Below are 21,100 nucleotides of genomic sequence, written 5' to 3'. Positions count from 1 at the left end.
CGATTCTAGCAAAGCCCGGCTTGGCGGGGCCGGTGCCCCCGGCGTATCGTCGGGCAGTTCGTAACGCGGAGTTGCCCTATGTCAAAACAGATCGCGCTGGTACTCGGTTCCGGCGGCGCGCGCGGTTATGCGCATATCGGAGTGATCGAGGAGATCGAACGGCGCGGCTATGAAGTGGTGTGTATCGCCGGCTGCTCCATGGGCGCGGTGATCGGCGGTATCTACGCCGCTGGCAAGCTGGGCGAGTACCGCGACTGGGTGGAAAGCCTGGACTACCTCGATGTGCTGCGCCTGCTCGACGTCAGCTTCCGTCTCGGCGCCATCCGCGGCGAGCGAGTATTCGGCAAGATCCACGAAATTCTCGGCGAGATCGACATCGAACAGTTGCCGATCCCCTATACGGCGGTGGCCACCGACCTCACCAACCAGCAGGAAATCTGGTTCCAGGAAGGCTGCCTGCACCAGGCCATGCGCGCCTCGGCGGCGATCCCCAGCCTGTTCACCCCGGTCATGCAGGGCACCCGCATGCTGGTGGACGGCGGCCTGCTCAACCCGCTGCCGATCGTCCCGGTGGTCTCGACCCACGCCGACCTCATCGTCGCGGTCAACCTCAACGCCACCAACCAGCGCCAGTACTCGCTACCGGTGATCGAACGCCCGCCGGCGCTCAAGGGCCGTTTCGATTCAGTGATCTCCGGGTTGTCGAACAAGCTGAGCTTCTTCCGCCGCGGCGACGTCGAGCCGCCACCCGAGCTGATCGCCGACGCCCTGCTGCACCCGGTGCCGGCCGCCTCCGAAGAACCCGCCGAACCGGAAATGCAGCAACCCGCCGCCGCCCCACAGGCCAAGGGCTCGCCACGCTCGGCCACCGGCAGCCACGTGATCGACAGCAGCAGCCCGGCCTCGCTGCTGGAACTGGTGAACCAGAGCTTCGAGGTGATGCAGACGTCGCTGGCGCAATACAAGATCGCCGGTTACCCGCCGGACATCCTGATCAACGTGCCCAAGCGCGTGTGCCGCTTCTTCGAATTCTACAAAGCCCCCGAACTCATCGCCCTCGGCCGGCAGATCGCCAGCGATACGCTGGATCGGTATGAGGCGGAGAATCCGTATTGACCGACCCAGCGGAAGGCTTTTGCCACGCGAGGTAAACGGCGTATGCTTTGGCAAATTTTGCCATTTCCAAGAGAGCCGGCATGAGCACGATGAATATTTCCCTGCCTGAAGCATTGAAAGGCTTCGTCGATGATCAGGTCAGCCAACGCGGCTACGGCACCAGTAGCGAATATGTACGCGAGCTGATCCGCAAGGACCAGGACCGCCAGCACCTGCGTGAGCTACTTCTGGCCGGTGCTGCATCCGAGCCAGGTGAAGCCGTGGATGATGGTTACTTCGAAGCGCTGCGTGACCGCGTGCGCAGGCGCGATTCGTGAAAGCTCGCCCGGTCAGACCCCGGGCCATAGCCCGGCGGGATGTCGCAGAGTCCTTGGAATACTATCTGAGCGAAGGTGGCGAGAAGGCCGCCTTCGGCTTCATTGACGAGCTACAACGCGCCTATCAGTTGATTGCACGAAACCCCTCAGCAGCCTCTTCACGATATGCCCACGAACTGAACATTCCAGGCCTGCGCAGTTGGCCTCTGAAACGCTGTCCACACTTGGTGTTCTTCATTGAGCGAGCCGACCACATCGATGTCTGGCGAGTGCTTAATGGCAAACGGGATATCGCCGACTGGCTGCTGACCAATGAAGGCTAATGTCGCAACTCGTAGGAGCGCCCCATGGGCGCGATCGTGGGCATTGCCCGCGCAGCAGAGGAATGCGCGAGGTCAGGCCTCGCGCAAACGGTAGCCGACGCCGGCTTCGGTCACGATGAATCGCGGTGTCGCCGGGTCGTCAGCAAGCTTTTGGCGGAGATGGCCAACGACCACCCGCAGGTAATGCGTGTCCTCGGTGTGCGTCGGCCCCCAGATGTCCTTGAGCAGTTGCTGCTGGGTAACCACCCGGCCGATATGTCGCGCCAGAGTCGAAAGCACCGCGTACTCCTTGCGGGTCAGCGAGACTTCTTCGCCATCGAGCAGCACGCGGCGGTAGGAGAAATCCACGCTCAGCGGACCGACCGCAACCACCGCCTCCTGCGTCTCGCCGCTCGCCCCCTGGCGCAGCAGCACACGGATGCGCGCGAGGAACTCCTGGATACCGAAGGGCTTGGTCACGTAGTCGTTGGCGCCGCTGTCCAGCGCCAGCACCTTCTCGCTTTCGCTGGCCCGCACCGAGAGCACCAGCACCGGCACCTGCGACCACTCGCGCAGTTCGCGCAGCACGTCCTGGCCGTCCTTGTCCGGCAGGCCGAGGTCGAGCACCACCAGGTCCGGGCGGCCCAGCGCGGCCTGGGCCAGGCCCTCTTCGCCGGTGCCGGCCTCCAGCACCTTGTAGCCGCCAGCGCTGAGGCTGATGCGGAGGAACTTGCGGATCTGCGGTTCGTCGTCGACGACCAGGATGGTGGCGGCGCTGGCGTTCATCGGCAGTCCGGTCTGGCTGGGGGCGTCCAGCTTGAGCCTTTCAGACAGCAGCATCAAGCTGCTCCAGATCCGGCTGTTGTTGCAGCGGCAGGTGCAGCACGAGGGTGGTGCCACGCCCGTCGATGCCATCCTCGACGGTGATCCGCCCGCCGTGGGCACCGACCATGCCCTGGCAGATCGCCAGGCCCAGCCCGGTCCCCTGCCCGCCGCGATCACCGCGCGCGGCGGTGTAGAACATGTCGAAGATCTTCTCGCGCTCGGCCAGCGGAATGCCCGGCCCTTCGTCGCTGACCAGGAAGCGCAACTCGTCATCGCCCTGCTCCACCGCGACCCGCAGGCGGCCTTGCGGCGGCGAGAAGCGCGCGGCGTTTTCCAGCACATTGACCAGCGCCTGCTCGATCAGCGCGGCGTGCACATAGAGCAGCGGCAGTTCCGGCGGTACGCGGGTTTCCACGCGATACGGGGCAACCACGGCACGCAGGCGATTGAGCGCACTGCCGACGATGTCGCCGGGCGATACCCAGTCGCGCGACAGCTTCAGGCCGCCATGGCCGAGGCGGGTCATGTCCAGCAGGTTCTGAATGTAGCGGTCCAGGCGTTCGGCCTCGTCGCGAGTGCTTTCCAGCAGCTCGCGGCGATCCGGCGGCGGGATCGCGTCGCCCAGGGCCAGCAGGCTGTCGATGGCGCCACGCATGGAGGTCAGTGGCGTGCGCAGGTCATGACTGACCGAGGCCAGCAGCGCGCTGCGCAATTGTTCGGTTTCGCCGTGCAGGCGCGCGGCTTCCAGGTCTTCGGCCAGTCGGGCGCGGGCCAGCGCCTGCGCCAGCGGCTGACCGAGGGCGGCCAGCAGGCGACGACGCGACCCGGACAAAGGTTGCGAATCGCGTGAGCTGACGCCGAGCAGCGCCAGCGGGCCGTCTTCGCCGGACAGCGGCCACCACCACCAGCGCCCGCCCGGCAGCGTGCCAGTGCCCAGGCCGGCGGGCTGGTCGTGCTGCCAGGCCCAGTCGGCGGCGGCGCGCTCCTGGTCTTCCAGCGGACGGTTCAGCCCACCCTCGAGCTTCCACTCGCCATTGACCCGGCCGAGCAGGCAGATGTCCAGCTCTTCCCAGCCGCTCAACTGCTGGGCGGCTGCCGCCATCACGGCCTGGCGGTCGGTGGCGGCGGTGAGCTTGCGCGACAGGTCGAGCATCTGGCTGGTCTCTTCCTGCGTCTCGCGCAGCGCCTGCAATTGCCGGCGCTGACGGGCCGCGAGGTTGCCGGTGAGGCCGGCCATGAGCAGGAAGAACAGCAGGGTCAGCACGTCCTCTTCGCGCTGGATGGAGAAGGAGAAGTGCGGCGGGATGAACAGGAAGTCATAGGCCAGGAACGACAGCACCGCGCAGGCCAGCGCCGGACCGAGGCTGCTGCGCACCGCTACCAGCAATACGGCGGCGAGGAACACCAGGGAAATGTTCGGCAGCTCCAGCACGCTGGCCACCGCCCAGGCCAGGGCACTGGCGCAGCCGGCGGCCAGCGCGGCCAGCGCGTAGTTGCCCCAGGGCCACGGCGTTTGCGGGCGAGCCTTGAGCGGCGCGAGGTCGGCCTCGCTATCGAGCACGCTGATCTCCAGGCCGTCGCCCAGGCGCAGCAGGCGCGCGGCGAGCCCGCCGCCGAACAGCTGGCGATACCAGCGCTGCCGCGAGCGGCCGACCAGCAGCAGTGTGGCGCGACGTTCCTTGGCATGTTCGACCAGGGTTCGTGCGACCTCTCCGCCGCGCAGCTCGACCACGTCGCCCCCCAGGCGCTCGGCCAGTTGCTGGGCGTTCTGCAACTGCATGCGCGACTCTTCGCTGCGCGCATCGCCCGTATCCACATGCACCAGCGACCAGGGCAGGTGCCGGCGCTCGGCCACGCGGCAGGCGTGGCGCACCAGGCGCTCGGCGTTGTGCTCGCCATCCACGCCGACCAGCAGGCGCCCACGCACGGCCGGTGCTTCGCCGCCCTGCTGGCGGTAGCGATGGGCAAGGTCGGCATCCACCCGTGCGGCGGCGGTCTGCATGGCCAGCTCGCGCAGTGCGGTGAGGTTGGTCTGGCTGAAGAAGGCGTCGATGGCGGCGCGGGCCTGCTCGGGCACATAGACCTTGCCCTCGCGCAGGCGCTCCAGCAATTCGCGCGGCGGCAGGTCCACCAACAGCAGTTCGAAGGCCTCCTGCAGCACCCAGTCGGGTACGGTTTCGCGCACCTGCACGCCGGTGATGTCGCGGACATGATCGTTGAGACTTTCCAGGTGCTGGACGTTGACCGTGGTGTACACGTCGATGCCGGCCGAGAGCAGCTCCTGGATGTCCTGCCAGCGCTTGGCGTGGCGGCTGCCGGGGGCGTTGCTGTGGGCCAGTTCGTCCACCAGCGCCAGCGTCGGCGGGTCGGCCAGCAGGCCGTCGAGGTCCATTTCCTCCAAGGTGATGCCCCGGTACACGGAACGCTTGAGCGCTTGCTGCGGCAGGCCGGCGAGCAAGGCTTCGGTCTCGGCGCGGCCGTGGGTTTCGACAACGCCGACGCGCAGCTTCACGCCCTGGCGCAGCTGGCTCTGGGCGGCCAGCAGCATGGCGTAGGTCTTGCCGACCCCCGGCGCGGCGCCGAGGAATACCTTGAGGCGGCCACGGCCCATGGGGGGCAGGTCAGCCAGCAGGGCGTCGGCGCGGTTGGGGTCGGTCATGGGGCTATCCTCGGAGCGCTTCGGGCGCTCGTTTCACAGGTTGCCGGAGTGCGGGAAAAGCCCCTCACCCCAACCCTCTCCCAGAGGGAGAGGGAGCTGTCCGCTGCAGGTCGGCGACTTCGCGCACCGGCCTGGACGGCTCTGGCGCTGGAGTCTAGCGAGGCAGGCTGGCCAGGGCCATGTTCAACGCCAGCACATTGACCACGGCGGGGCCGATCAGCGGACGTTCGGTGTTGGCTTCCACCAGTTTCTCCAGGCTCGCCGCCGGTACGCCGCGCTCCAGGGCGATACGTGGTACCTGGTACAGCGCGGCGGCTGGCGGCAACTGCGGGTCCAGGCCGCTACCGGAGGTGGTGACCAGCGCCAGCGGCACCGGCTGCGCACCGATCTGCTGGGCGGCGGCATCCTTGGCGATGCGTTCGGCCAGCGCTGGGTTGCCGGGCGCGAGGTTGCTGGCGCTGCTGGAGACGGTGGCGAAGTCGCCCGCCGAGGGGCGCGAGTGGAACCACTGGGCGCCGTCGAATTTCTGCGCGATCAGGGCCGAGCCGCGGACGTTGCCGTTCTCGTCGCGCACCAGGCTGCCGTTGGCCTGGTCGTGGAAGGCCACCTGGGCGATGCCGGTGATGGCCAGCGGATAGGCGACGCCGGTGACGGCGCTGAGCAGGACCAGCGAGGCAATGGCGGGGCGGAGTTGGTTGAGCATGTGGGTGTTCCTCTGTTGGGTCGGGAGCAGGGCCGGTTACCCTCTCCCCCGCCCTCTCCCTGAAGGGAGAGGGAGTTGTTTGGCGTGTCCGGCCGGCTCGGCGTCAGGCCGCACCTGTAGGAGCGAGCTTGCTCGCGAATGCGTTTCCCGGCTGCGCTGGTGTTGGGGCGGTTCGCGAGCAAGCTCGCTCCTACGAAGAGCAGTCAGGCGAGGCCGATGGCAACGAGGATCATGTCGATCACCTTGATCCCCACGAACGGCGCCACCAACCCGCCCACGCCGTAGATCAGCAGGTTGCGCCGCAGCAGCTGCGAGGCGTCGCTGGCCTGCACGCGCACGCCACGCAGGGCCAGGGGGATCAGCGCAACGATGATCAGCGCGTTGAATACGATGGCCGAGAGGATGGCGCTCTGCGGGCTGGCCAGCTTCATCACGTTGAGCACGCCCAGTTGCGGGTAGATACCGGCGAACAGCGCGGGGAGGATGGCGAAGTACTTGGCCACGTCGTTGGCTACCGAGAACGTAGTCAGCGCACCGCGGGTCACCAGCAGCTCCTTGCCCACCTGCACCACGTCCAGCAGCTTGGTCGGGTCGCTGTCCAGGTCCACCAGGTTGGCGGCCTCGCGGGCGGCCTGGGTGCCGTCGTTCATGGCCATGCCGACGTCGGCCTGGGCCAGAGCGGGAGCGTCATTGGCGCCATCGCCGCACATGGCAACCATGCGGCCCTCGCCCTGCTCCTGGCGGATGCGCGCCAGTTTCTTCTCCGGCGTGGCTTCGGCGATCACGTCGTCCACGCCCGCTTCGGCGGCGATGGCGGCGGCGGTCAACGGGTTGTCGCCGGTCACCATCACGGTACGGATGCCCATGCGGCGTAGCTCGGCGAAGCGTTCGCGGATGCCCGGCTTGACCACGTCCTTCAGGTGGATGGCACCCAGCAGTTTGCCGTCGGCCACCACCAGCAGCGGCGTGCCGCCGCTCTGGGCGATGCGCTCGATCTCCTTGGCCAGGCTTTCGGGCATCTGCGCACGGTCCATGCCGACGAAGGCCAGTGCGGCGTCCACCGCGCCCTTGCGGTACACGTGACCGTCGATGTTGATGCCCGACAGGCGCGTCTCGGCAGTGAAGGCCACCGGGGTCACGCGGTTGCGGTCCGGCTCCGGCAGGATGATCTGCGCGCGGAGGAACTCGACGATGGACTTGCCTTCCGGCGTGTCGTCAGCCAGCGAGGCAAGGAAGGCGCCTTCGGCCAGCTCCAGCGGCTGCACGCCGGGGGCAGTGTGCAGCGCACTGCAACGACGGTTGCCGAAGGTGATGGTGCCGGTCTTGTCGAGCATCAGCACGTGCACGTCCCCCGCCGCTTCCACGGCGCGGCCGGACTTGGCGATGACGTTCAGGCGCACCAGGCGGTCCATGCCGGCGATGCCGATGGCCGAGAGCAGGCCACCGATGGTGGTGGGGATCAGCGTCACCAGCAGCGCCACCAGGAACACCAGCGGCAGGTTGCCGCCGGCGAACAGGGCGAAGGGCTTCAGGGTGACGACCACCAGCAGGAAGATCAGCGTCAGGCCGATCAGCAGGATGTCCAGCGCCACTTCGTTGGGGGTCTTCTGGCGCTTGGCGCCTTCCACCAGGGCGATCATCCGGTCGAGGGTGGATTCGCCGGGGTTGGCGGTGATCTTTACCAGCAGCCAGTCGGAGACCAGCCGGGTGTTGCCGGTCACGGCCGAGCGGTCGCCGCCGGACTCGCGGATCACCGGCGCGGATTCGCCGGTGATCGCGGCCTCGTTGACCGCCGCCACGCCTTCGATCACCTCGCCGTCGCCGGGGATCAGCTCACCGGCTTCGACGCGCACCACGTCGCCCTTGCGCAGGCTGCTGGCGGCGACTTTCTCGAAATTGCCGCTGGCCGTGCGACGCATCGCCTGCAAGCCCTGGGTGCCAGCCTTGAGGCTGTCGGCGCGGGCCTTGCCGCGGCCCTCGGCGAGGGCTTCGGCAAAGTTGGCGAAGAGCACGGTGAACCAGAGCCACACGGCGATCTGCGCGGCAACGAAGGTCGGTACAGCTTCACCACCGACCACGCAAAGCACAGTGGTCAGCACGGCGGTCAGGGCCACCACCAGCATCACCGGCGAGCGTTGCAACTGGCGCGGGTCGAGCTTGACGAAGGCCTGCAGCAGCGCCGGCTTCCACAGGGCGGACAGCGCGGTGGTCGGGCGTTTCTCGACGGCCTTGTTCAAGGCCAGTTCCTGGGTTTTCGCGTTCATTGCAGGTTCCTCAGAAACCGAGCGTCAGGTGATCGGCCACCGGGCCCAGCACCAGCGTCGGCAGGAAGTTCAGGCCGCCCACCAGCAGGATGGTGGCGGTCAGCAGGCTGACGAACAGCAGTCCGTGGGTCGGGAAGCTGTTGGGGCCTACGGGTGTGGCCTTCTTCGCCGCCAGGCTGCCGGCGATCGCCAGCACCGGGAGGATGTAGCCGAAGCGGCCGATCAGCATGGCCAGGGCGATCATCAGGTTGTGGAACGGCGTGTTGGCGCTAAAGCCACCGAAGGCCGAGCCGTTGTTCGCGGTGCCTGAGGTGTAGGCGTAAAGCAACTGGCTGAAACCGTGCGCGCCGGGGTTGCTCACCGAGGCGGCCGGGCCAGGCAGGCTGGCGGCGATGGCGCCAAGCACCAGCACGCCGACCGGCATCACCAGCAGGGTCGCCACCAGCAGGCGGACTTCGCGGGCTTCGAGTTTCTTCCCGAGGTATTCCGGGGTGCGTCCGACCATCAGCCCGGCAAGGAAAACCGCCACCAGGACGAACAGCAACATGCCGTAGAGGCCCGCGCCAACGCCGCCGAAGATCACTTCGCCGACCATCATGTTGAGCATCGCCACCATGCCCGACAGCGGGTTGAGGCTGTCATGCATGGCGTTCACCGAGCCGTTCGAAGCGGCCGTGGTGGTCACCGCCCAGAGCACGCTGGCGGTAGTGCCGAAACGGCTCTCCTTGCCTTCCAGCGGCGCGACCTGCTCCACCGGCAGCGCGCTGAGCGCCGGGTTGGGCTGGTACTCGGCCCACAGCGAGGCGCCCAGGCCCAGGGCGAACAGCACCAGCATGCAGCCGAGGATGGCGCGGCTCTGGCGCAGGTCCTTCACGTAATGGCCGAAGGTGAACACCAGCGCGGCGGGGATCAGGATGATCGACACGACCTCGAACAGGTTGCTCCAGATGGTCGGGTTCTCGAACGGATGCGCCGAGTTCACACCGAAGAAGCCGCCGCCGTTGGTGCCCAGCTGCTTGATGGCGATCTGGCTGGCCGCAGGTCCCAGCGGGATGGACTGGTCGGCGCCCTGCACGGTCAGCGCATGGGCGTAGTCGAGGAAGGTCTGCGGCACGCCCTGCCAGACCAGCAGCAGCGCCAGGATCAGACACAGCGGGAGCAGCCCGTAGAGGGTGGCGCGGGTCAGGTCGACCCAGAAGTTGCCCAGGTTGTTCGTCGACTTGCGCGAGATGCCACGGGCCAACGCCACCAGCACGGCCAGGCCGACGGCGGCGCTGACGAAGTTCTGCACAGTCAGGCCGAGCATCTGGCTCAGGTAGCTGAGCGAGGCTTCGCCGCTGTAGGCCTGCCAGTTGGTGTTGGTGACGAAACTCACTGCGGTGTTGAACGCCAGCGTCCACTCCAGGCCCGGCAGGTGCTGCGGGTTGAGCGGCAGCAGGCCCTGGAGCACGAGGATAGCGAACAGCAGCACCAGCCCCACCAGGTTGAACGCCAGCAGGGCCAGGGTGTAGCTCTTCCAGTTCTGCTCTTCCTCGGGGTGGATGCCGCACGCGCGATAAATCGCCCGTTCCACCGGCAGGAACAGGGGGCTGAGGAAGGTGCGCTGCCCCTCCATCACCTTGTAGTAGAAGCGCCCGAGGAAAGGCGCCGGCACCAGCACCAGCGCCAGGAAGGCAACGATCAGCAATACGTCATGGCTGTTCATGGCCACTCCTAGGAACGGTCGGCGCGCAGCAGCGCCACCAGCAGGTAGATGAACAGTCCCGTGGCCAGGACCAGTGACACACCGTCGAGCACGCTCATGATTTCTCTCTCCTCACGCGGGCGACTCCATCGCTTGGGCGGCCGTTGCCGCTTGACGGAAATTTTCCGCAAGGAGCGCGTAAAGGAGCGATTCCCGCCCCCGGCGAGCGGCATAAAGAAAGCGTAAAAAACCGCTCTGGCGCGGTGATCGGCAGACTTTGTATCGAGGCCGATACAGAGCGGACACGCTGACGACACCCTCGCACCGCAGCCTCGCCGACCATGGCCCGCGCACGCGATGACGGGTTAGCATGCGAACGTCGCATGCCCCTGGCGGCCCCTGGCCATCCTGCCCCACGTTTTCCCGCGACAGGTTTCTTCATGTACCCGACCACGACCGACGACCCACGCCGCTGGACTACCCGCGCTCTGCTGGTGGATGACGACGAGCCGATCCGCGAACTGCTCTGCGGCTACCTCGCGCGCTTCAACATCGAGACCCACGGCGTCGCCGACGGCGTCGAAATGCGCCGCGCGCTGGAAAACGAAAGTTTCGACGTGGTGGTGCTGGACCTGATGCTGCCCGGCGAAGACGGCCTGTCCCTGTGCCGCTACCTGCGTGCCGAGTCGGACATCCCGATCCTCATGCTGACCGCACGCTGCGAGCCGGCGGACCGCATCATTGGCCTGGAGCTGGGCGCCGACGACTACATGGCCAAGCCCTTCGAGCCACGCGAACTGGTGGCGCGTATCCAGACCATCCTGCGCCGCGTGCGCGGCACCAGCCTCACCAGCGAGGAAGGTGCCCGCGGCGAACCGCGCGCCCAGGTACGCTTCGACCAGTGGCGTCTGGATAGCGTCCTGCGCCAGCTGCATGCGCCGGATGGCCTGGTAGTGCCGCTGTCCAACGCCGAATTTCGCCTGCTCTGGGTGTTCCTCGAACGCCCAAGGCGGGTGCTCAACCGTGAACTGCTGCTGGACGCCGCCCGTGGTCGCACCATCGAGGCCTTCGACCGCAGCATCGACCTGCTGGTCTCACGCCTGCGGCAGAAGCTCGGCGACGACCCGCGCTCGCCCCGGCTGATCAAGACCGTGCGCGGCGAAGGGTACCTGTTCGATGTCCGCGATATCGCCTGACTCCGCGCCCGAGCGCGCGAAGGAAAAACCCCTGCAGCGCGCCGACAGCCTGTTCGCCCGGCTGTTCGGGGTATTCCTGCTGGCCATCGTGGTCGCGCACCTGCTGGCCTTCGTCTGGTTCCATCATTACGGCCCGCGACACGAGCCACCGCCCCCGCCGCCTTCGGAGCAAGGGTTCGAGCGCGGCCCGCCGCCGCAAGGCTTCCCGGCAGGCCCCGAGGGCATGCGTCCGCCGCCACCACCCGGCCCGCGCCTGCCGTTCTGGAGCGTTCCGTTCGCCTTCCAGTTGCTGACGCTGATCCTCGCCGCCTATGTCGGCGCGCGCCTGCTGGCCCGCCCGGTACAACACATGGGCGATGCCGCACTGCGCCTCTCCGAGGACCTGGACAGCCCGCCCCTGCCGGAAACCGGCCCGCGCGAAGCACGCCAGGCCGCCCACGCCTTCAACCGCATGCGCGAGCGCATCCGCGAACAGGTGCAGCAGCGCAGCCGCATGCTGGTAGCGGTGTCCCATGACCTGCGCACCCCGCTGTCGCGCCTGCGCCTGCGCGTCGAGGAAGTCGACAACCCACAGCTGCGCACCCGCATCAGCCAGGACCTGGCCGAAATGATCAGCATGCTCGACTCCACCCTACACTACCTGCAGCAGGAGCGCGCCACCGAGCCGCTGCAGTGGTTCGACGTGAAGGCATTGGCTGACTCGCTCGCCGAGGACGCCTGCGAACGTGGCGCCGATGTCGGCGTGGAAGGCTTCTGCGCGCCGCTCAAGGTCCAGCCCATGGCGCTGCGCTCGTGCTTGAACAACCTGCTGGACAATGCCCTGCGCTACGCCGGTGATGTCAGCATCGAACTGCGCGACGGCACTCGCGAACTAGAAATCCGCGTGCGCGACCACGGCCCCGGCATTCCCGCCGAGCTGCGCGAACAGGTGTTCGAACCCTTCTTCCGCCTGGAAGGTTCGCGCAACCGCAACTCCGGTGGGGTCGGCCTGGGCCTGGCGATTGCCCGCGATGCCGCACGGCGCCAGGGCGGTGACCTGTACTTCGAGGAAACCCCCGGTGGCGGCGCCACTGCCGTGCTACGCCTGCCCAGAAGCATAACGGCGTAACGCCGTTGTAGCCGCCAGCAAACAAAGCGCACAAACCCGCGACACAGGCAGGCCCGAGGCTGTCATCAGCGGAGAACCCTCCGCTTCGGCAACCACGGAGACTCTCCCATGATCAGCGGCGTGAGCAGCAGCTATGCGAGCTACTACACCAGCTCGCTCGCCCGGACCCAGACCGCCAGCAGCACTACGGCCGCGCAGAGCGGTAGCACTGGCGGTTCCCAGGGTGCGGCGAAATTCCAGGAAGACCTGTTCAAGTCCATCGACAGCGATGGTGACGGCAACATCAGCAAGGACGAACTGACCAGCGCGCTGTCGTCCAGCGACGACTCGGACAGCAGTGACATCGACATCGACGCCCTGCTCAGCGAGCTGGACAGCGACAGCAGCGGCGGCATCTCCCAGGACGAACTGTCGGCGGCCATGCCTCCGCCTCCCCCGCCACCCGGCGACATGGGCGGCATGGGTATGGACGACTCCGCCGCAGACCTGATCAGCGCCCTGGACAGCGACGGCGACGGCAGTATCAGCAGCGATGAACTCTCCGCCCTGGGCAGCAGCGACGACAGCGAGCGCCTGAGCGAGCTGTTCAGCCAGCTCGACGCCGACGGCAGCGGCTCCATCAGCAGCGACGAGCTCTCCAGTGCTATGCAGGCGCAGCGTGGCGACGGCCCACCGCCGCCCCCGCCACCTTCGGCTTCCAGTGGTTCGTCCAGTGACTCCTCCGGCAGTTCCTCGGACAGCTCCACGACCACCGCCTCCAGCACGTCCTCGACCAGCGCCAACACCGGCGCCGCCTACCAGAAACTGGTGGCCAACCTGCTCAAGCAGTACCAGAGCAGCGAGGTCACCGCGCTCCAGGCTACCAGCGGTAGCCTGGTGAACATCGCCGCCTGATCCGGGCAGTGAATCTGGCTGCCGGAACGCCCCCCGTTCCGGCGGTCATCCCCCGTTTGCATCTCTCCCTGATTCTGCCCTAGGCTTGGCCTTCACAAATTCATCCGATGATTGGATGTTTCCATGCCAAGTCCCCTTCAAAAGCGCTCGCTGGTGGACATCGCCCTCGAGCAGATCCACCTGCGTATCGACGATGGCACCTGGCCATTGGGCCAGCGCCTGCCGCCGGAGCCCGAGCTGGCCGAGTCCCTCGGTATCAGCCGCAATACCGTGCGTGAAGCAGTACGCGTGCTGACCTTCTCCGGCGTGCTGGAAGTGCGCCAGGGCGACGGCACCTATGTGCGCGCCTGCGCCAACCCGCTGGACACCATGCTGGTGCTGGCCCGCAGCTCGGTAGAGCAGGCGCTGGAAGCGCGCGGCATCATCGAGGTGGAAGCCAGCCGGTTGGCCGCCGAGCGCCGCAGCGAAGCCGACCTCGCTGCCCTGCGCGAAGCGCTGGAGGCCTCCGCCGTCCATCACGGCGGCGTGCTGGATGAGTACATCGCCCACGACCTGGCCTTTCACCAGCGCGTGGTGGACAGCGCCCACAATCCGGTGCTCAGCGAGCTGTATCGCTACTTCTCCCAGGTGATCCGCGCCGGCCTGGAACGCACCATCGGCGACCCGAGCCGGCCGCAACCCAGCTTCGAATTGCACCGCGAACTGGTGGATGCCATCGCCCGTGGCGACGCCGACGCGGCCGCGAAAGCGAACCGTGCGCTGCTGATCTGACTCCGATTGACTTCTACGAACGCTTACTGCCTTTGTGCCTTGCTGCCCTGGAATGCCCACCATGTCCTTGCCCAATGACCCGAAAGACACCGAGCACAAGGTGTCCTGCCCACCCGAAGAACTGCTGATCGACGCCGAAGACGACGGCACGCCCGAAGCCGCGCCCCGCCCGCAGCGCACCTGGCTGTTGCTGCTGGGCCTGGTGCTGGTGGCAATCAACCTGCGCCCGGCGCTGTCCAGCCTGTCACCGCTGCTCAATACCGTGCGCGACGGCACCGGCCTGTCCGCTGCCGCCGCCGGCCTGCTGACGACCCTGCCGGTGCTCTGCCTGGGCCTGTTCGCTCCGCTGGCGCCGATGCTCGCACGCCGCCTGGGCGCCGAGCGCACCGTGCTGCTGATCCTCTTCACCCTGGCCGGCGGCATCGTCCTGCGCAGCCTGTTCCCGGTCGCCGGCCTGTTCCTCGGCAGCCTGGTGGCCGGCGCCAGCATCGGCATCATCGGCGTGCTGCTGCCGGGCATCGTCAAGCGCGACTTCCCGCACATCGCCGGGACCATGACCGGCGTCTACACCATGGCCCTGTGCCTGGGCGCTGCAACTGCCGCGGGCTCCACGGTGCCGCTGGCAAAGCTGATGGATAACAGCTGGCAATTGGCGCTGGCGTTCTGGGCGATCCCGGCCGTGGTCGCGGCGGCGATCTGGCTGCCGCAGACCCGCCAGAACCACCACGCGCACCGCGCGGTGTACAAGGTGAAGGGGCTGTGGCGCGACCCGCTGGCCTGGCAGGTGACCCTGTACATGGGCCTGCAATCGTCGCTGGCCTACATCGTCTTCGGCTGGGTGCCGTCGATCCTCATCGACCGTGGCCTGAGCGCGGTGGAAGCCGGGCTGGTGCTCTCCGGCTCGGTGATGGTGCAGCTGTTCAGCGCCCTGGCCGCGCCCTGGCTGGCAACCCGAGGCAAGGACCAGCGTATCGCCGTGGTGATCGTCATGGGCCTGACCCTGGCCGGCCTGCTCGGCCTGCTGTTCGCGCCGCTGTCAGGCATCTGGGGCTGGGCGGTGGTGCTCGGCCTCGGCCAGGGCGGCACCTTCAGCATCGCCCTGGCGCTGATCGTGCTGCGCTCACCGGACGCCCACGTCGCCTCCAACCTTTCCGGCATGGCCCAGGGCGTGGGCTACACCCTGGCCGCCTGCGGCCCCTTCCTGGTCGGCGTGGTGCATGACGTCACTGGCGGCTGGGCAGCGACCGGGGTGATCTTCGTGGTGGTGACGGTGGCGGGGATCGTATTCGGCCTGGGCGCCGGGCGGGACAAGCTGGTGCAGGTGAAGAGCGAACACGTCTGATACGAGCAGCCGCAGGGCGCATAACGCCCCAGGCGTTATCCGCCATGGCGGCGGATACCCCGTTCCGGGTTATTGGCCCGACGCCGGAGCTTTACTGTAGGAGCGAGCTTGCTCGCGAACAGCGCTTACGATGGACACCGAAGTGGCCGGCTGCACCCTCTCCCTAACCCTCTCCCTGAAGGGAGAGGGGACTGTCTACTGCGCTTTGAAAGCTCGAATCCAGCCGGCTAAATCCGTAGAAAAACCTTGCGCCGAACGGCTCCCTCTCCCTTCAGGGAGAGGGCTGGGGAGAGAGCAAAACCCCGCTCCTAACCATCAAACCACCGGCGGAGGCGGCGGCCGGTGTGAACTGGCCACCCAGGCGCTGACCAGGTTGTACACCACCGCCAGCAGCACCGGGCCGAGGAACAGGCCGATGAAGCCGAAGCTGAGCAACCCGCCGAGCACGCCCAGCAGCACCACCACCAGCGGCAGGTTGCCGCCGCGGCTGATCAGGTAGGGCTTCAAGATATTGTCCACGCCGCTGATGACGAAGAAGCCCCAGATCGCCATGAACACCGCATAGCCATAGCTCTCCTGATAGAACAGCCAGAGCACGGCCGGCCCCCAGATCAGCGGTGGCACCATCAGCAGGCTGCAGATGAAGGTCAGCAACCCCAGCAGGAATGCGCCGGGGACGCCGGCGATAAGGAAGCCGATGGTGGCGAGCACGGCCTGGGCGGCCGCCGTACCGATCACGCCATTGACCACCCGCTGCACCGTGCCGGCGATGATGTCCATGTACTGCTGCGCGGACTCGCCGATCAGGCGTTCCAGCACGCCGTGGGCAAAGGCCTGCAGGCGCAGGCCGTCGCGGTAGAAGAAGAAGATCAGCACCAGGCTGAGCACCAGCTCGAAGATACCCGCGCCCAACTTCGCGCTGCGCGCCAGGGCCCAGTTGCCCACTTCGCCCATGTACGGCTTGAGTGCGGAGAACATCGCCACACCCTGCTGGTCAGCCTGGTACCACCAGCCGATCAGACGGTCGCCCACCAGCGGTACGCGCGCCATCCACTCCGGTGGCGGCGGCAGCCCGGAAACCTGCAGGTTCTTCACCAGCTCGACGCCTTCGCGCACCCGGTCCACCAGGCCGAAGCCCAACCACACCAGCGGCAGCGCCACCAGCACGATCCAGCACAGGGTCAGCACACCCGCCGCCGCGGCTTCGCGGCCGCCCAGCAGTTGCGTGAGCAGGCGCATCAGCGGCCAACTGGCGAAAGCCAGCACGGCGGCCCAGACCAGTGCCGACCAGAACGGCAACAGCACCCAGATACTCGCGCCCAGCAGGCCGAGCAGCAGCAGGCGCAGCAACAGGCGATCATTGTCGAACATCGGAACTCCGCAAAAGGCTCGTGAGGCGCCCAGTGTAGAGCGCTTCGACCCTTTCAGCGTAGGCGAATCAGCGCAGCCAGGTCAGGTGCAGGCCGTCGTTGTCGTCCTTGCCCTGTTCCAGGCGCGCATCTCGCACGCCCTGGGCGGTCAGTGCGGAGCGCCAGTCGCCGGCGTGTTTGCCGGCCAGCTCCACGCGCACACCGGTGTCCAGGCGCAGGGTGCGCACCAGCAGGTCGAGCCAGGCGCCGCCCGGCTCTTCCGGCACGTGGCTCAGGGTCAGCTCGCCGTTGGCCTTGAGCAGGCGCATCAGGGTTGCCGGACTGGGCAGCAGCTCGCCGAGGGCGGAGGTGCTGTCCAGCTGTTCGGCATGCAGGTAGGCGCGGCGGTTGCCACGGGTGATGGTGTAGACCGCCAGCAGGCTGTCCTCGTGGGGCGCGGCGAGGCGCACCAGCAGGTAAGCCTGCTGCTCGTCCGGGCCGAACAGCTTCGAGTTGCCGAACACCGAGTTGGCCAGCAGGTTGCTGGAGCCGCAATCACGGCTCTCGCACCAGAACAGCGGCGTGGCATCGGCCTTGAGCAGGTCCTTGCGCGCGGCGGCGAAGGCACTCTGGCTGGAGTCCTCGTCGGGCAGGCGGTAGGTCACGGCGGTCAGATCGCCGATGGCGCGCACCTCCCCTTCCATGCGCAGGCGCCCGCTGATGCGGCTGATCGAGCCTTGCGGGTAGATGCGTTCCTGGCTGGAGGCCTGGTTGAAGTCGACGATCTCCGAACGCGGGAAGCGCGGGAGGATCTCCAGGTCGTGGCTGTCGGGCAGGTCGGCGGCGAGCGCCGTGCCGCCTGTCATCATGGCGGCACTGAACATCAGGGACTGAAGGAGCCGTGAGATCCGGGCCTTCTGCGCGTCAACCGAAAGGATTTTGCCGTCCTGGCGCGCGGCGGTCTGGATATCGAGCATGCACTATCTCCCTGAAGCGATCCGTGCAGCGTCGCGGCCAGCCCCGCTTTAGTCAAGCCGCGGGGCGCTACCGGGTGTTTCCCTCAGGCCTGCAGGAAGGGTCGGAAGAGCGCCGCAACGGCTTCGGCACCCGCCTCGTCGTCCAGGTGCAGATGGTGCTGGCCAGGCAACTCATGGACCTCGAAGGGCCGGTCTTTCAGCAGTTCGCGGGTAGCCGGCTCGACCAGCATCAGGCCCTGCTGCGCCAGCACCAGGCTGGTCGGGCATTGCACTGACTGGACGAATTGTCGCGCATGGGCGCGGGTCAGGCGCAGCGGTGACGGCAGGGTCAGGCGCGCGTCGGTGCGCCAGGTGTAGCCGCCGGGCACCGGCACCAGTCCACGGGACGCCAGCAGTTCCGCCGCTTCGCGACTGACCGCGCCGACACCTTTCATGCGGGCCTCCACGGCGCGGTCGATGGCTTCGTAGACCGGCTTGCGCTTGTTCGGCAGCGCCAGTTGCGCACGCAGGGCTTCGCCGAGCTTCTGCGGCGACGTTTCCGGCTCCCCGGTGTAGGGCACGAGACCATCGATCAGCGCCAGGCGCTCGACGCGCTCGGGCATCGCGCCAGCCAGCAGCACCGAAACGATGGCTCCCATGGAGTGGCCAAGCAGGGTGAAGCGCTCCCACCCCATCTGGTCGGCCACCATCAGCACATCCAGCGCGTAATCCCACAGCAGGTAGCTGGCCCCCGGCGCGCGATGGCCGGAGTGGCCATGGCCGGCGAAGTCCAGGGCGAGGATGCGCACGCCTTCGAGCTTCGGCGCCAGGCGGGCAAAGCTCATGGCGTTGTCCAGCCAGCCATGCAGGGCGATCACCGGGCGGCCGTCTTCCGGGCCGAAGAGGTGCGCGGCCAGTTCGATGTGCGGCAGGTTCAGGCGGATTTCCTGGACTTGGGCGGTCATGGCGATTCCTTAAACATTGGCGCGCTGTTGCCAGCGGGCGAAGACGGTCTTGAGCAGCGCGGCGGTATCCTGCGGGCGCTCCAGCGGGAACATGTGCCCGCCCGGCAGCGACAGGCTCTCGCCCATGGGGATGCGACCAATCAGGCGAGCATGGTGCGGCAGCACCACGCGGCTGTGACGGCCGCGCACCATGGTCAGCGGCACGGCCAGTTGCCTGGCGCGGCCAGGAGCGGTGTGCGGCACGTTGCGATAGATGGAGATTTCCGTAGCCGGGTCGAACTTCAGCCGCAGGCCCCGTGCGTCCGCCGGCGCCAGCCCGTGGCGCACGTAGGCCTCCAGGCAGTCGCGGTCGAAGCGCTTGAACAGTGGCTTGCCGGCGAAGTATTCCAGCGCCTCGGCAAAATCGTCGAAGTCCTCGCGGCGGCCAAGGGTGCGGCCGGCAGGCGTTAGCCGATCGATGAAGCCCAGCCGCTTGGCGACGCGGATCACCAGTTGGTCGGCCAAGGTCAGCAGCGGCGAGTCGAGCATCACCACACCGCGGTACAGCTCGGGTTTGCGCAGCGCCGCGTGGTAATGCAGTACGCCGCCGAGGGAGTGGCCGACACCCCACACGGGCTCGTCCAGCGCCTCGAGGTGATGCAACAGCTCTTCCACCAGGTTTTCCCAGTTGGCGTTCACCGGGAAGCGCGGGTCATGGCCATGCATGTCCAGCCGATGGACCCGGTAGTCCGGCTCCAGGGCGTCGAACAACTTGCCGTAGGTTCCCGAGGGGAAACCGTTGGCGTGGGCGAAGAAGACCGCTTGCGACATGCTGGGGAAACTCAGGGGAATGACAGCCTGGATTTTCCGACAGCACCGGGGGCGCGGCAATGACCCACGCTCCCGCGAATGACGGCACTACGGCCAAACTCCATGGCGCTCCGGCGGATTTGCCCTGCTCGACATCGGTTTGACGCATAACCGTTTACGGTTATCCGCCGACCACCGTCAAACCCAATGCGCCGCGTGGTTCACCACGCTGAACAGGATGCCGCCGGCCACCAGCAGGAATACCAAGCCGCAGGCGCCATCGATCGCCGGCACCGCGCGCAGCAGACGCTGCTGCCAAAGCGGCCGGGTGAGGATCACGCTGAGCAGGCTGAACCACACGAAGCCGGTGCCGAACAGCATCACCGCCACGGCGACTTTGCCGGGCGCCGACATGTCCGCCGGAATCAGGCTGGTCAACAGTGCAAGGAAAAACACCAGCGCCTTGGGATTGAACAGGTTGGTCGCCAGCCCGCGCAACCAGGGACCGAGCGTCGAGTCCGGCAGCTCGCCGTCGATCCGCCCTGCTCCGCCCGGCTTGCGCAACGCACGAAGCGCGCCGACGCCGAGCCAGGCGAGGTACGCCGCGCCCACCAGTTGCAGGGCGCTGAACAGCAGCGGTGAGCGGGCCAGCAGCAGCGACACGCCGGTCAGCACCAGGGTGCCGTGAACCAGGATGCCGCAGGCGAGACCGAGGGCGCTGAGCACGCCAGCGCGGCGGCCCTGGTGCAGCGAAGTACGCACCACCAGCGCGACGTCCGGGCCGGGGCTGACCAGGGCGACTGCGAACACGGCAGTGAGCATGAGCAAGACGTGAACCTCCTGCATGGCGGGATTCTCCAGTGGGAAAGTGGAACGGGAAGTGGGATCGGATCAGCGCTGGCGTAGTCGAGCGGGCGGCAATCCGTAGGTCCGGCGGAACAGTCGGCTGAAATGAGCCTGGTCGTAGAAGCCCAGGCTCAGGGCGATTTCCGCCAGCGGCTGGCCCTTGATCACCCGTGGCAGGGCGCGCTCCAGGCGCAGCTGGGTCAGCCACTGGTGTGGCGGCAACCCGCACTGGTGGTTGAAGCGGCGCAACACCTGCCAGGGGCTGAGGTCGCAGAACTCGGCGATCTCTTCCAGGGTCGGTGGGGTTTCCAGGCGCGATTCCAGCCACTCGCGCAGGCGCGTCCAGGTCGGCGCATCAAAACCCTGCCCCGGCTCGCGAATGCGCAGGCTGGAGGCACGCTCCAGCAGCGCGGCCAGCGCCTGCCAGAGCTGACCTTCCTGCGCCAGCCGCTCGCCACCGAGCATCAGGGCGTGGGCGCGCTGCAGTTCGGTCTGCAGCAGCGGATCGCGCAGCTGCGCAGCAGTCAGGCGCGGCGCGCCCTGGCGGCCATCACTGAAGGCGCGGCAGGCATCGTCCAGCCATTGCGGGTCGATGGACAGTACGCGGATGCGGTAGCCGTCCTCGCCTTCGCTGGAACCGTCGTGGATGCTTTCGGGGCTCATCAGCAGGATGTCGCCATTCCCGGCCAGCGAGCGCTCACCGCGATGGGTGTAGCGCTGGCAGCCGTCCAGCATCAGCCCGACGTGGTAGTCGAGGTGAAAATGCCGGGGAAAGGCGAAACGGCGGTACTCGGCGTCAATGAAACGGACGCCGGGCAGGCCGCTGCTGTGGTGTTCGATGCGTTCCATGGGCCTACTGTACCGGCGCGGGAACGGCGGGTCTTGGACAAAATTGCGAGCGGTCGCCACCCATCACATGGCAGCTGCAGCGGAGCGCTTTTGTAGGATAGGTGGAGCCTAGGCGATACCCATGCTGCCGGTGCAGGGTATTGATGGGTCTCGCCTCGCTCCACG

The 21,100-nt window shown here is 67.5% G+C and carries 20 protein-coding genes; 8 read left to right on the top strand and 12 right to left on the bottom strand.

Annotated features, from left to right (window positions below):
- Nucleotides 1-78: 78 nt before the first annotated feature.
- From ACKI1H_RS14825 to ACKI1H_RS14815, 3 genes are all read left to right on the top strand, one after another.
- Nucleotides 79-1,116, top strand: a complete 1,038-nt coding sequence (locus ACKI1H_RS14825) for a patatin-like phospholipase family protein (protein ID WP_138525199.1) — start codon at nt 79-81, stop codon at nt 1,114-1,116.
- 80 nt (nt 1,117-1,196) lie between these two features.
- Nucleotides 1,197-1,433, top strand: coding sequence for a type II toxin-antitoxin system ParD family antitoxin (locus ACKI1H_RS14820; protein ID WP_017517363.1), 237 nt, complete (start codon nt 1,197-1,199; stop codon nt 1,431-1,433).
- Nucleotides 1,430-1,756 carry a type II toxin-antitoxin system RelE/ParE family toxin gene (locus tag ACKI1H_RS14815; RefSeq protein ID WP_440468723.1) on the top strand — a complete coding sequence of 109 codons (327 nt, stop codon included), beginning with the start codon at nt 1,430-1,432 and terminating at the stop codon, nt 1,754-1,756. The genes ACKI1H_RS14820 and ACKI1H_RS14815 overlap by 4 nt, the downstream gene beginning before the upstream one ends.
- Before the next feature lie 72 nt (nt 1,757-1,828).
- On the opposite strand, the gene ACKI1H_RS14810 is transcribed toward ACKI1H_RS14815, so the two are convergent.
- The 6 genes from ACKI1H_RS14810 to kdpF all read right to left on the bottom strand — a co-directional run bounded on the left by ACKI1H_RS14810 (nt 1,829) and on the right by kdpF (nt 9,989).
- Nucleotides 1,829-2,521: a response regulator gene (locus ACKI1H_RS14810; RefSeq protein WP_026078833.1), complete on the bottom strand. Its 693-nt coding sequence runs from the start codon at nt 2,519-2,521 to the stop codon at nt 1,829-1,831.
- Between the two features lie 40 nt (nt 2,522-2,561).
- A complete protein-coding gene (locus ACKI1H_RS14805) occupies nt 2,562-5,219 on the bottom strand; it encodes a DUF4118 domain-containing protein (RefSeq protein WP_440468722.1) in 2,658 nt (885 codons plus the stop codon).
- Nucleotides 5,220-5,373: 154 nt separating this feature from the next.
- Complete coding sequence (kdpC, locus tag ACKI1H_RS14800) at nt 5,374-5,922, bottom strand: potassium-transporting ATPase subunit KdpC (protein WP_440468721.1); 549 nt, start codon at nt 5,920-5,922, stop codon at nt 5,374-5,376.
- A gap of 203 nt (nt 5,923-6,125) precedes the next feature.
- A complete protein-coding gene (gene kdpB / locus ACKI1H_RS14795; RefSeq protein WP_440468720.1) occupies nt 6,126-8,186 on the bottom strand; it encodes a potassium-transporting ATPase subunit KdpB in 2,061 nt (686 codons plus the stop codon).
- Between the two features lie 10 nt (nt 8,187-8,196).
- The gene (gene kdpA / locus ACKI1H_RS14790) at nt 8,197-9,891 is read right to left on the bottom strand and encodes a potassium-transporting ATPase subunit KdpA (protein ID WP_138525204.1); all 1,695 of its coding nucleotides are present in this window, start codon (nt 9,889-9,891) and stop codon (nt 8,197-8,199) included.
- Between the two features lie 8 nt (nt 9,892-9,899).
- A complete protein-coding gene (kdpF, locus tag ACKI1H_RS14785) occupies nt 9,900-9,989 on the bottom strand; it encodes a K(+)-transporting ATPase subunit F (protein ID WP_009618573.1) in 90 nt (29 codons plus the stop codon).
- Between the two features lie 321 nt (nt 9,990-10,310).
- Between kdpF and ACKI1H_RS14780 the strand changes: the two genes are divergently transcribed.
- The 5 genes from ACKI1H_RS14780 (at nt 10,311) to ACKI1H_RS14760 (ending at nt 15,181) form a co-directional block, all read left to right on the top strand.
- Nucleotides 10,311-11,066 (top strand): response regulator, encoded by a 756-nt coding sequence (locus tag ACKI1H_RS14780; protein WP_081520662.1) that lies wholly within the window; start codon nt 10,311-10,313, stop codon nt 11,064-11,066.
- On the top strand, nt 11,047-12,174 hold the full coding sequence (locus tag ACKI1H_RS14775) for a sensor histidine kinase (RefSeq protein ID WP_440468719.1): 1,128 nt from the start codon (nt 11,047-11,049) through the stop codon (nt 12,172-12,174). The genes ACKI1H_RS14780 and ACKI1H_RS14775 overlap by 20 nt, the downstream gene beginning before the upstream one ends.
- A 108-nt stretch (nt 12,175-12,282) precedes the next feature.
- A complete protein-coding gene (gene xopAW / locus ACKI1H_RS14770) occupies nt 12,283-13,068 on the top strand; it encodes a XopAW family type III secretion system calcium-binding effector (RefSeq protein WP_440468718.1) in 786 nt (261 codons plus the stop codon).
- Nucleotides 13,069-13,191: 123 nt separating this feature from the next.
- Nucleotides 13,192-13,839 carry a FadR/GntR family transcriptional regulator gene (locus ACKI1H_RS14765; RefSeq protein ID WP_138525208.1) on the top strand — a complete coding sequence of 216 codons (648 nt, stop codon included), beginning with the start codon at nt 13,192-13,194 and terminating at the stop codon, nt 13,837-13,839.
- Between the two features lie 61 nt (nt 13,840-13,900).
- The gene (locus ACKI1H_RS14760; protein ID WP_440468717.1) at nt 13,901-15,181 is read left to right on the top strand and encodes a CynX/NimT family MFS transporter; all 1,281 of its coding nucleotides are present in this window, start codon (nt 13,901-13,903) and stop codon (nt 15,179-15,181) included.
- Between the two features lie 315 nt (nt 15,182-15,496).
- Here ACKI1H_RS14760 and ACKI1H_RS14755 read toward each other — a convergent pair whose 3' ends face one another.
- The 6 genes from ACKI1H_RS14755 to ACKI1H_RS14730 all read right to left on the bottom strand — a co-directional run bounded on the left by ACKI1H_RS14755 (nt 15,497) and on the right by ACKI1H_RS14730 (nt 20,935).
- Nucleotides 15,497-16,552, bottom strand: a complete 1,056-nt coding sequence (locus tag ACKI1H_RS14755; protein WP_138525210.1) for an AI-2E family transporter — start codon at nt 16,550-16,552, stop codon at nt 15,497-15,499.
- 67 nt (nt 16,553-16,619) lie between these two features.
- The gene (locus ACKI1H_RS14750) at nt 16,620-17,414 is read right to left on the bottom strand and encodes a DUF4892 domain-containing protein (RefSeq protein ID WP_440468865.1); all 795 of its coding nucleotides are present in this window, start codon (nt 17,412-17,414) and stop codon (nt 16,620-16,622) included.
- Nucleotides 17,415-17,590: 176 nt separating this feature from the next.
- Nucleotides 17,591-18,451: an alpha/beta fold hydrolase gene (locus tag ACKI1H_RS14745; protein ID WP_138525212.1), complete on the bottom strand. Its 861-nt coding sequence runs from the start codon at nt 18,449-18,451 to the stop codon at nt 17,591-17,593.
- 9 nt (nt 18,452-18,460) lie between these two features.
- Nucleotides 18,461-19,261: an alpha/beta fold hydrolase gene (locus ACKI1H_RS14740; RefSeq protein ID WP_440468716.1), complete on the bottom strand. Its 801-nt coding sequence runs from the start codon at nt 19,259-19,261 to the stop codon at nt 18,461-18,463.
- Between the two features lie 177 nt (nt 19,262-19,438).
- Nucleotides 19,439-20,086, bottom strand: coding sequence for a LysE family translocator (locus ACKI1H_RS14735; RefSeq protein WP_440468715.1), 648 nt, complete (start codon nt 20,084-20,086; stop codon nt 19,439-19,441).
- A 45-nt stretch (nt 20,087-20,131) separates the two neighbouring features.
- Entirely contained in the window at nt 20,132-20,935 is an 804-nt protein-coding gene (locus ACKI1H_RS14730) for an AraC family ligand binding domain-containing protein (RefSeq protein WP_440468714.1), read from the bottom strand.
- Nucleotides 20,936-21,100: the final 165 nt, after the last annotated feature.

It is taken from the genome of Pseudomonas sp. YH-1, from assembly GCF_051990045.1.
Taxonomy (GTDB): domain Bacteria; phylum Pseudomonadota; class Gammaproteobacteria; order Pseudomonadales; family Pseudomonadaceae; genus Pseudomonas; species Pseudomonas nicosulfuronedens.
This window is presented reverse-complemented; position numbering and strand designations above follow the sequence as displayed.